The sequence below is a fragment of the Arthrobacter sp. Y3221048 genome (assembly GCF_059092685.1).
In genome coordinates this window covers 957,786-967,596 of the sequence record NZ_JBNHHX010000001.1, presented here as the reverse complement: position 1 = coordinate 967,596, position 9,811 = coordinate 957,786, and the positions used below count along the sequence as shown (strand labels likewise).

Annotated in this window: 11 protein-coding genes and 1 pseudogene; 4 read left to right on the top strand and 8 right to left on the bottom strand. The window is 65.3% G+C overall.

All coding sequences use genetic code 11. The features are described 5' to 3' along the window. The first annotated feature begins 90 nt into the window (after positions 1–90). Both AC5RVS_RS04600 and AC5RVS_RS04595 read left to right on the top strand, forming a co-directional pair. Positions 91–225 carry a hypothetical protein gene (locus AC5RVS_RS04600; RefSeq protein ID WP_494107285.1) on the top strand — a complete coding sequence of 45 codons (135 nt, stop codon included), beginning with the start codon at positions 91–93 and terminating at the stop codon, positions 223–225. Positions 226–357: 132 nt separating this feature from the next. Further along, entirely contained in the window at positions 358–729 is a 372-nt protein-coding gene (locus tag AC5RVS_RS04595; RefSeq protein WP_494107284.1) for a VOC family protein, read from the top strand. 132 nt (positions 730–861) lie between these two features. On the opposite strand, the pseudogene AC5RVS_RS04590 reads toward AC5RVS_RS04595, so the two are convergent. Next, positions 862–1,060, bottom strand: a pseudogene (locus AC5RVS_RS04590) (cold-shock protein); the annotation flags it as partial. 36 nt (positions 1,061–1,096) lie between these two features. Further along, the gene (locus AC5RVS_RS04585; RefSeq protein WP_493989836.1) at positions 1,097–1,573 is read right to left on the bottom strand and encodes a general stress protein; all 477 of its coding nucleotides are present in this window, start codon (positions 1,571–1,573) and stop codon (positions 1,097–1,099) included. A gap of 101 nt (positions 1,574–1,674) precedes the next feature. Here AC5RVS_RS04585 and AC5RVS_RS04580 point away from each other — a divergent pair, with 101 nt between their 5' ends. Beyond that, positions 1,675–2,199 (top strand): MarR family winged helix-turn-helix transcriptional regulator, encoded by a 525-nt coding sequence (locus AC5RVS_RS04580; RefSeq protein ID WP_494107283.1) that lies wholly within the window; start codon positions 1,675–1,677, stop codon positions 2,197–2,199. Positions 2,200–2,306: 107 nt separating this feature from the next. Here the strand turns inward: AC5RVS_RS04580 and AC5RVS_RS04575 are convergent, their stop codons facing one another. The 3 genes from AC5RVS_RS04575 to AC5RVS_RS04565 are packed head-to-tail and all read right to left on the bottom strand — an operon-like array spanning position 2,307 to position 5,913. Then, positions 2,307–3,284 carry a formylglycine-generating enzyme family protein gene (locus AC5RVS_RS04575; protein WP_494107282.1) on the bottom strand — a complete coding sequence of 326 codons (978 nt, stop codon included), beginning with the start codon at positions 3,282–3,284 and terminating at the stop codon, positions 2,307–2,309. Then, entirely contained in the window at positions 3,281–5,002 is a 1,722-nt protein-coding gene (locus AC5RVS_RS04570) for a sulfatase-like hydrolase/transferase (RefSeq protein WP_494107281.1), read from the bottom strand. The genes AC5RVS_RS04575 and AC5RVS_RS04570 overlap by 4 nt, the downstream gene beginning before the upstream one ends. Before the next feature lie 5 nt (positions 5,003–5,007). Continuing rightward, positions 5,008–5,913 (bottom strand): bile acid:sodium symporter family protein, encoded by a 906-nt coding sequence (locus tag AC5RVS_RS04565; RefSeq protein ID WP_494107280.1) that lies wholly within the window; start codon positions 5,911–5,913, stop codon positions 5,008–5,010. Between the two features lie 196 nt (positions 5,914–6,109). Here AC5RVS_RS04565 and AC5RVS_RS04560 point away from each other — a divergent pair, with 196 nt between their 5' ends. Then, a complete protein-coding gene (locus AC5RVS_RS04560; RefSeq protein ID WP_494107279.1) occupies positions 6,110–7,807 on the top strand; it encodes a SulP family inorganic anion transporter in 1,698 nt (565 codons plus the stop codon). Positions 7,808–7,835: 28 nt separating this feature from the next. Here the strand turns inward: AC5RVS_RS04560 and AC5RVS_RS04555 are convergent, their stop codons facing one another. From AC5RVS_RS04555 to AC5RVS_RS04545, 3 genes are all read right to left on the bottom strand, one after another. After that, entirely contained in the window at positions 7,836–8,339 is a 504-nt protein-coding gene (locus AC5RVS_RS04555; protein ID WP_493989842.1) for a ferritin, read from the bottom strand. A 71-nt stretch (positions 8,340–8,410) separates the two neighbouring features. Then, positions 8,411–8,941 (bottom strand): YbaK/EbsC family protein, encoded by a 531-nt coding sequence (locus AC5RVS_RS04550; protein WP_493989843.1) that lies wholly within the window; start codon positions 8,939–8,941, stop codon positions 8,411–8,413. Further along, on the bottom strand, positions 8,938–9,660 hold the full coding sequence (locus AC5RVS_RS04545; protein ID WP_494107278.1) for an alpha/beta fold hydrolase: 723 nt from the start codon (positions 9,658–9,660) through the stop codon (positions 8,938–8,940). The genes AC5RVS_RS04550 and AC5RVS_RS04545 overlap by 4 nt, the downstream gene beginning before the upstream one ends. Positions 9,661–9,811 lie beyond the last annotated feature (151 nt).

The window sequence follows — 9,811 nt, the reverse complement described above, 5'->3', positions numbered from 1 at the left end:
AGCCCTCGGATTCCGCAACCTCACCAATTACATCGCGCGGTCATTGCTCGAAACCGGAGGATTCAGACCTCAATTACACTCTCGATTCCGATGAGCCGCCAACATTCGCTGCTGAACCATCCGGGGCTGATAGCTCTGGAGCACGAGCGCGAGGAGCACCGCCGGCTAGAGGACGAGCAGCGTGTCCGCGACCGCAAGGGCCGCCGTCACAACCCGGAGCCGTAGCCCCTCTGTGGCCGGAGCATGGGACTGGCCGATCCCGCCGTGCGGGCCGCCGTCGTACGTGTTTTGTGCTCCGCCCCGGACCGGCCGTGGCTATGATGCGATGAGTCCGCATTCCGGAGAATGGAGCAACACATGCAACTCGGTGCTTTTTCGCTCAGCCTCGCAGTTAAGGACATTGCGGTTTCTGCCGCGTTCTACGAGAAGCTTGGGTTTAGCCGGCACGGCGGTGATATCACGCAGAACTGGTTGATCCTGAAAAACGGTGAGGCCGTCATGGGACTCTTCCAGGGAATGTTCGAAAAGAACGCCTTGACCTTCAACCCGGGTTGGAATCAGGACGCCCAGGCCCTTGACTCATTCGCAGATGTGCGCGATCTCCAGCGGCAGTTAAAAGCGGAGGGCGTGCAATTCCTGTCGGAAGCAGACGAGGCAACCACCGGTCCTGCCAGCTTTGTTCTGCAGGACCCCGATGGCAACCCGATCATCGTGGACCAGCATATTTAATGGCCGCTGGCTCTGGCCCCCGAACGGGGAGGGCCGATGACGCGGCGCTCATGGCGCTGCACCCGGAAATGCAACCAGCATAGGAAACGCCCCCGAACCACAAGGATCCGGGGGCGGTATTCGAAGCCGCCAGAGCGGGCGGATGTTCTCAGCCTGCAGGCCGTTCGACCCCTGAGCGACATCGAACTCGACCCTTTGGTTCTCTTCCAGAAAGCGGTAGCCGCTGGGGGAGATTGCCTAAAAGTGCGCGAACACGTCCGGTCCTTCGTCATCCTGGCCCAGTGAAGCCGAAACCCTTTTCGGCGTTGCACCCCTTGACGGTGCCTGTTGCCGGTTCGGGATGGCAGGGGGCGCAGCTTTGGGGCGGCTACCGGTTGGTGATGGCGGACGCCTGCGCGAAGTATTCTGAGTCGACCATGACGGCGTAGCGCTCGGCTTCAAGGGACTTTACCGACTTGAAGTCCCGGCGTCCGCCGCTGCTCCAGTGCCCGATGAAACCGAACAGGGCACCCCACACGGCGGCAATGAGCACGCTGCCCAACAGCACGCTCAGCCATACGATGCCGGGGACGAACAGCCCGAACAGCAGCCCGATGAGCAGGCCGAACCAGGCGCCGCCGGCAGCTCCGGCCAGCGCCGCCTTGCCCTTGGTCATTCGGCCCGTAACTTGCTCCACGCTGCTGATGCCTAGGCCGACAATGCGCACGTGCTCCACCGGGAACTTTTCATCCGAGAGCCGGTCCACCAGGCGCTGCGCCTGCAGGTAATCACCAAATTCGGCCAACACGGCCGTGGCGCGCGGAGCGGAAAGAGTTGACTGGTTTTCGATCGTCTCGCTGGTCATATTCCTCCTCTAGTTTTACTCGGTCATCTATCTGAGGACTCTTCCACCGTACCAACGGTAGTTCGGTTAGTCGAACCGAACCTTATTGGTAGACTCCTTCCATGCCCGACCCTCATTCGACAAAAGCCGGCGTGCCGACGCCCGGGGCACAAGTGCGTCACGGCTTCGCCCTGCTGCTCCAGTGGTCCAGCCGGAGAAAAATCCGCAGCTACATCTTCGGACCCGCCGCCGCGAACCTCTCGCCCACCGATACCGCGCTGCTGGAATATTTGACCATGAACGGGCCGATGCGGCTTTCGGATCTGGCAGCACAGTGGGGCGTCAACAAATCCACCATGAACCCGCAGGTCCGCCGCCTCGAGGCCAAGGGCCTGATCGACCGCCAACCCGATCCCGCCGATCGCCGTGCCACCCTGTTGGGGACTTCCGCCAGCGGAATCGAACTGCAACACCAGATCGGCGTGGCCGGTGCGGCAGCGTTCGACGAAATACTCTCCACTTGGTCCCCGGAAGATCGGGAAGTCCTCGGCGCCATGCTGGTCCGCTTCGCCAACGAACTCTCGGCCGCCACACCCCAGCTCCTCCACAAAGGTGCCGCCGGGGCCTCCCTGCCGGGTTCCAGCTGAGCGCCCACACAGCAAAAGCGCGATCCGACCGATGGCCGGCCGCTGCGTATGAGCTGTAAACACAGCTACTGACTGCCTGGGGACCCGTGTGGTTTTGGCCGATGCGCCTAACGACCGTCCTCCCGCGGAACGAGACCAGCAATCGTCGTCCCGATGTCCCGGACGCACCGGAATCCGATGTGCGTTGTGGCGGAGTCGCGGTCCTGGGGCTGTCGGGCGGCGGGCCGGTAGCGCAGGCAGTATTCGGGGGCGCAAAGGTGGGAGCCGCCCTTGACCACGAAGGCGTCGCGTGGGTTTTCCGGGCCGGCGTGTTGCCGGCGCGGATCCGTCGGGACGCAGCAAGGGGAGGCCGCGGCCTGCGGGTGACGGGGCGACCACCGGTCGGCCGTCCACTCCCAGACGTTTCCGATCAGGTCCACGGCTCCGTAGGCGTTGGCCGCGTAGGCGCCTACTGGAGAGGTCGCGGGCCAGCCGTCCTCGGCGGAGTTCCGGTAGGGGAACGCCCCTTGCCAGGTGTTGGCCAGGTGGTGACCGCCCGGGCACCGCTGGTCGCCCCAGGCGTAAGGAGTCGGCACGGTACCCCCGCGGGAGGCGAATTCGTGTTCCGCCTCGGATGGAAGCCTTCGCCCGGCCCATCTGGCGTAGGCCGCGGCATCCTTCAGTGACACCTGCGTGACGGGGTGGTCCGGCCGGTCATCCAGTGCCCGCGAGCCGGGACCCTCGGGGGAACGCCACGACGCGCCGGGCACCCAGGACCACCAGAGTGACGGGTCGCTCAGTGGAATCGACCCGTAGGTTCCGGTGAACACCAGCGCCCCTGGAACCAGCAGTCGCGGGTCCACGCCGGGGTACTCCCCCGGGTCGGGGGCCCGCTCGGCCACGGTCAGGTAGCCGGTGTCGGCGGCGAACCGGGCGAACTGCGTCACCGTCACGGGCGTGCGGTCCATCAGGAACGGGGACACACGCACCGGGTGGACGGGCCGTTCTTCGGGATAGAAGTCCTCTGAGCCCATCGGGAACGTCCCGCCGGGTATGAGAACCATTCCAGGCGGGACCTCGGCCTCCGGGACAACACCCTGGCTCACGGCTCTTGCTCTTGCCGCGCCGCGGTTGCGGGACCGGGTTCGGCCGGCAGCCCTCCGCCAGGGGCCCCGGCCTCGATGTCCTCCAGGCGGTAACGGACCTCCCGGGTGCCGAAGAGGTCCAGGTCGAAGGGCGGCTCGTCCTCGCCCAGCTCCGTGTCAATAAGGTTGACAAGCTTCTTGAGCATCGACTCCATCAAGTGCCCGTCATAGTCGGGATGGGAAGGATCCCCGATGTTACGTGTCTCGCCGGGGTCTTCCAGGAGATCATAGAGCGCTACGTCGGAGACTGCGTGCAACTCCTCGACAGTACGGGGAACGCCGTACTGGGTGGGAGAAAACCACCGGACCAGCTTGTACCGGCCGTCGGAGACCGATCGAAAGAACGTCCGCTTGTCCAGGTCCGGGGCCCCAAACTTTCTCCCGGCCGCACGGCAGTCCTCCAGCGTTTTCTCGGGGCCTTCGTGAAGCTGGGCCAGGTCACTGAGGGCGCCCTGGATAGCCCACTCCGGGTCCTGCATGTTGAGACCGTCCCAGCTGGTTAAAGCGCCATCGCCGGGCTCGGAGGCCGAGCCGCGAGGCGGCTTCGCCTGTCCGGGGCTTTCAACCACGGACCGCAGGTTTCGGCCTTTCAACTTTGGGTACAGCCGACGTATCTCCGTCTCCTCCAGCCCCGCCCACGACAGGAAGGTGGTGGCGAGGTCCAGATGTGAACCGACGGCGTCGGACTGCACCCCCTTGGGGCCGTGCGGCGCAACGACGGTCATATTGACAATGGAGGCTTCCTGAAAAGGAATCGCCCCCTTCTGCGTCATGCCGTGGGCACCGTTCATCTCGCCGTGGTCGGAGGTGAGGACTACCACGGTGTTCCGCCACAGATCCTGCCGGTCGAGCTCGTCCAGGATTTGCTGGAACTGGGCGTCGACCATCCGGAGGCAGTTGATCAGGTAGTTCCGCCGGGCCTTCCACAGGTCTTCCCGGCCCTCCGGGATCCGGCCGTAGTTCCACTCTGTGCTGCGCTTGTAGGACCGCACCCCGTACGGCTGCGCGTCGAGATCGTCGTAAAAGTTCGCCGGGAGTTCCACGTCGTAATCGCGCATGAACCCCAGGTTCTGGGCCGGATGGGTCAAGGCGGCCATCACCCCGTTAGCGTGGGCCTGCTCCCCCTCGCCGGCCCGCAGGAACATGACGTCGTGGGGGTTGACAAGCGAAGAGATCAGCAACCAGGGCCGATCCTGCGGCCGCTTATGGCGCAGCCAGTCCACGGTCTCGAAGGCCACCACGCCGTCCAACGTCTCGCCGTGCATCGGCGCTCCCCAGTTATCGCCCCAGGACTGGTAATCCGAGAAGCCGTAGCCTTCGAGGGCGTCCGGAGATTGCCCTGGGTGCGACAAGTGCCACTTGCCCTTGAACGCGGTGTAATAGCCCTGCTCCCGCAGCATCGTGCCAACCGTGGGAGTCTCTTCGTCCAGCACGTCAATCCACGCGAAATTCGTGTTGTCCCACAGCCCGATATTCTTCGCGTGCTGCCCGGTCCACATGCTGGCCCGGGACGGAGTGCACTGCGGCACCGTGCAGTACTGGTTGCTCAAGCTGACGCCCGCCCCCACCAGGCGCTGGATGGCAGGCAGCTCCACGCCGGGCGGCAGGTCCATGTGCACGTCCCACTGGTCCATGCACAGCACCAGGATGTTGGGTCGTTGATCACCGGCAGCGCTCATTGTTGTCAGCCTCCTCGGTCGTCGTGGTCGTTCTTCCCCGGCACGTCGGCCGCCGTCGGGATCAGAAATTGGAAACTGTTGTCCCTGCTCATGAACTTCGCCGCGGCGATCAGCAGCAGCACGCCGAAGGTGTTGAGCAGCGTGATAACGACCAGTACGCGCGGATCGTTGAAGTTGGTCTGGGCGACGATCAGGGCTGCGGCGATGCCGCGCTGAGCCGTACTTAACCCGCCCACGTCCTGGAGGTGGTCGTGGCCATCGCCCATGGTCCAGCCCAGGAACAGCGCAAGCAGCAGCACCACCAGGCCCACCCCGATGGCCGCCCACAGCCCGGGATCGGCCAGCGCGGGCAGATAACCGATCGGGATCGCCAGGATCAGCACGCATAGCGCGATGGTTGAAATTTTCGCCACCCAGGGCTGGACGGCCGCCACGAGTTTCTCGGCGAACTGCCGCACCAGCATTCCCACGGCCAGCGGCAAAAGCATCTGCACCAGCAGGCCCCCGACGATCGCCCAAGTGTCCACCGTTACGCCCTCGAGGACAAGAGGCAGCGTGATCGGCAGCACCGCCACCGTGGCGACCATCAGCACCAGCAGCACGGTGGCTCCGAGGGCGACGTCCGAGTCGGAGAGACTGGTGAGCTTGATGAGGAACGGGGCCCCGGCGGACAAGGAGAACAGCAACAAACCAGCCGAGTAGACAGGGTCCAGTTCCACGAGGTCCGTGGCCGCGACCATGAGGGCCGGAACCACGATGAGGTTGAGCAGGAGCATGCGCAACAGGAACGCCTGGTTGGACAGGTGCGCCAGCAATCGCGATGGTTTTTGGGTCAGGCCCACGTTGAGCATCGAGGCGACCACAAAGATGGTCACGCTCACGCCGCCCATGGCTTGAAAGAATTCGTACACGCGCGGATCCATCGTCGTTGGGGAACGACCGTCCCCGAACGGAACCTGTGTCGCCGGTCTCGTCCCGGGTTGTCCATCCATCCCATCACGGATTACGTTGGATAGGGAGTGCCGGCCAGCAAACGCGCTCCCGCTCTGCGCAAAAACCGCCGCATGAACGGGCAGGCTCCAGCTATCCGCAAAACCTGGAGGGACCGTGCCACGGGACAGCAAGAAGGCGACCGGGTTCCTGCCCCGGCTCAAGGACCTACCTGGGGACGCACTGGCCGGGCTCGTCAACGCCGTGGTCAGCGTCCCCTCCGGCATGGCCACCGCTGTCATGGCCGGGGTCAACCCCGTCTACGGTCTCTACGCCACCACCGTCGCCCCGACCGTGGGCGGGTTTTTTGCGAGTTCCCAGCTCATGCAGATAGCCACCACGGGCGCCTCTGCCCTCGCCGCGGGCCAGGCGGTGGCCGCTTTTCCCGAGGAACAGCGCGGTCCGGCGCTGTTCCTCCTCGTCGGCATGGCCGGATTGTTCCTCGTGGTCTTCGGCCTGCTCGGTGCCGGCAAACTGGTTCGCTACGTCTCCTACCCGGTCATGACCGCCTTCCTCTCCGGCGTGGCCGCGGTACTGGTAATGGACCAGGCCGCGCAGTTCGCCGGCTACACGTCCGAAGCCAACACCAGTCTGGGCAAGTTTGTTGACCTGCTCCTGCACATCGGGGAGTTCAGCTGGAGCGCCGTGCTGATAGGAGGCATCGCCCTGGTCATCATGATCTTGCTGGGGCGCACACCCTGGGCGAACGCCGCCTCCTTGTTTGCGCTCGTCATCCCCGGTCTCATCGCCTTCTGGTGGCAACCCGAAGGTGTCGAGATCGTCCAGGACGTCAGCGACATACCCTCCGGCCTTCCGCCGTTCGCGGTCCCGGACCTCACCCTGTTCACCCCAAGCCTGGCGATCTCGGCGTTCGCCGTGGCCGTGGTCATCGCCCTTCAGGGCGCGGGCGTGAGCCAGGGCGTCCGGAACCCTGACGGCTCGCGCGCCAACAGTTCCCGGGACATGCTGGCCCAGGGACTGGGCAACACGGCCGCCAGCTTTTTCAACGGCATGCCCTCCGGTGCGTCGGTGAGCCAGAGTGCGTTGAACACCCAGATCGGGGCCCGCAGCCGTTTCGCCATGGTGTTCCATGGACTGGCCATGCTGGCCATCATCCTGGTCGCCTCAAACCTGGTGGGCCAGGTCCCGATGACCGTGCTCGCCGCAATCATGATGGTCGCGGGCTTTCAGGCCATAAAGTTCAGCGACCTGCGCTCCATCTGGCGAGTCGCCGGGACCGCAAGATGGGCCATGGTCATCACCTTCCTCGCCACCCTCCTGACCTCAATTCCGGTGGCTGTGGGACTGGGCGTGGTGCTGACCCTGGTGCTGTTCATTTACCGGGCCGGGCAGCTGACCGAGGTGTATGAACTGGTCCGCGAGGACGACGGGAAGATCCACGTCAAGGACGCCCCGTCTCAATTGCGCTCGGGTCAGGTCACGGTTTTGGACGTCTACGGCCCTCTCTACTTCGCCGCTGCCCGCACGCTTCGGGAACGGCTTCCCGCACCGGACTCCGCCGAGGACGCCGCCGTCGTACTGCGTATCCGCGGCAACAGCCAAGTCGGCGCCACCTTCATCGACGAGATCGACAGCTACGCCCATGAACTCAGCCAGCACGGCGGGCGGCTCTACCTCTGCGGCATGACCCCTGACCTCGCCGAAAAAATTCAGCGCGCCGAGCGGCTGGCCCTCAACGACGAAGTCGTTCTGGTCCCGGGCGGCGAGATCCTCGGCTCCTCCCTCCAGGACGCAGTACGGCAGGCCCGGTCCTGGCTCGACAATCGCGGTGAGGATGAGGACCCGTCGGCCTAGCCCGGACTGCCCGGCCGGGGCTTTCGTGCTAGCTGTCTTCGCCGGTGCGGGAACCGAGCTGCTCGTCCAGGCGCAGCAGGCCGGGCCCGTCGTCGTTGACCAGCTTGACCCGGCCGATAATCTCGCCGACCGTGGCTTCTTCTTCCAACTGCTCGTCGATGAACCAGTTGAGCAGCGGGATGGAGTCGATGTCGCCCTCCTGCTGCGCGAGCCGGTACAGGTCGCGGATCGACTCGGAGACCTTCCTCTCGTGTGCCAACGAGGCTTCGAACGCCTGCAGTACGGTCGCGGCGAAAATTGTCGGAGCCGTGATCGCCTGGATCTTGGGGTGGGCGCCGCGGTCCATCATGTGCTCGATGAACTTGTTCGCGTGGACCACCTCTTCCTCGGCCTGGGCGCGGAACCAGCCGGCAATCCCGGGCAGGTCGATGGCATCCATTTCGATGGCCAGCTGGCGGTAGACCACGGAGGCCTGGAGTTCCAGCGTGACCTGGTCGTTAAACGCTTCTGCGAGTTTTCCTGTGAGTCCCATGGCTCCAGATTATGCGCAGGCTTGTATCCCCGCCAGCAAGGTAAGGCAAGCCAAGATTAGGGCAGCCTGTGCTACCCGTCCCCTGGCCTGTCGGTGGCGTGGAGCGGCACGGCAGGCTTCGCCAGCCCTTCAATCACCACGGCGCGGGGCAGCTTGGCCAGCTCCTCCGGCTTGAGCAGCAGTTTGCTGGACCGGTTGCCGCCGCCCATCACCACGCGTTCCTGGTCCATCACGGCGGCGTCGATGTAGATGGGGTGGCCGGAGGTTCCGATGGCGGTCACTCCCCCGATCTCCATGCCGGTCACGGCTTGGGTGGTCTCCGCGTCGGCGAAGGACGCGCGCTTCACGCCCAGGAGTTCACGGACCGTCTTGTTCACGTCCAGCCGGGCGGTCCCCAGCACCACGCACACCGCGTACCTGGCCGGTTCCACCTTCTTCGACGCCACCAGAATGGTGTTGGCCGACTGCTCCAGGGCGAAGCCGTAGTGTGCGCAAAAGGCCGCCGTGTCCGCCAGGTCCGGGTCGCAGTCGAGGACCTCATAAACGAGGCCGTGCCCGGCGAGCGCTGCCTCGACGGCGGGCAGCAGTTTGGCTAAGCTCACTGCGCCCCGGTTGCCTCAACAGTCTTCGTGACGGCGGCCAGGATGGCTTCGCCGAGCTCGGCCGGTTTGGTGAACTGCGGCCAGTGCCCCGTGGGCAGGTGCACGTACTCGACATCCCGGGTCCTGGCCAGTTCGATCACCTGGGGTGCGCCGGCGTCGATCCAGCCCTGCAGCTGTTCAGGCGTGAACTCGCACGTGATCACCGTGACCGGAACGTTGAAACGCCGCTCGTCGGACAGGTGCTGCGGATCGGAGGCCACGCCCCTCGGTTGCGGGATAGCCCGGGCACGGAAGGCGGCGCGGAGCCCCTCGTCGAGGTCCACCAGGTCTTCTTCCTCGAAGAGGCTCCAGTCCGGCAGCGGTACCTCGTCGCCTTCGGCGGGTAGTTCGTCATTGATCACGCCGCCTTCGCCCAGCGGGCCGCTGTCCACGTAGACGGCACGGGCGATCCTGTCCGGGCGCTGGTCTACTACGCCGTGGATGATGGCTCCGCCGCCGGAATGGCCCACCAAGACCACCGGCCCGTCCAAACCGTCCACCGCTTTGACGGTCGCGTCGATGTGGTCGCGCAGGCCGATCCCCGCCCGCGGGGCATCCGGCGCTTCCAGCCCGGGCAGCGTTAACGGGTGTACCCGGTGCCCGGCGGCGGCCAACGGTGGGGTAACCTCCGCCCACGACGACGCGTCCAGCCAGAATCCGGGTACCAGGATGATGTCCATGTCACGTGACTCTAGTGCCCGACCGTGACCCGGAACACCCTTGCGGCGAAATTCAGGACAACCACGGTCCTTTAGGTGGTTCCGGAGGAGAGCAGCGGCCGGGTCCACCGGCCGAAGCGCCATAGGCTGGCTTCGACGATCTTATTGGCCC

Bases quoted from the DNA above. Each gene is read 5' to 3' on its own strand.
- AC5RVS_RS04580 (WP_494107283.1), top strand. From the start codon at position 1,675: ATGCCCGACCCTCATTCGACAAAAGCCGGCGTGCCGACGCCCGGGGCA.
- AC5RVS_RS04595 (WP_494107284.1), top strand. From the start codon at position 358: ATGCAACTCGGTGCTTTTTCGCTCAGCCTCGCAGTTAAGGACATTGCG.
- AC5RVS_RS04600 (WP_494107285.1), top strand. From the start codon at position 91: ATGAGCCGCCAACATTCGCTGCTGAACCATCCGGGGCTGATAGCTCTG.
- AC5RVS_RS04570 (WP_494107281.1), bottom strand. From the start codon at position 5,002: ATGAGCGCTGCCGGTGATCAACGACCCAACATCCTGGTGCTGTGCATG.
- AC5RVS_RS04555 (WP_493989842.1), bottom strand. From the start codon at position 8,339: ATGGGACTCACAGGAAAACTCGCAGAAGCGTTTAACGACCAGGTCACG.
- AC5RVS_RS04545 (WP_494107278.1), bottom strand. From the start codon at position 9,660: ATGGACATCATCCTGGTACCCGGATTCTGGCTGGACGCGTCGTCGTGG.
- AC5RVS_RS04585 (WP_493989836.1), bottom strand. From the start codon at position 1,573: ATGACCAGCGAGACGATCGAAAACCAGTCAACTCTTTCCGCTCCGCGC.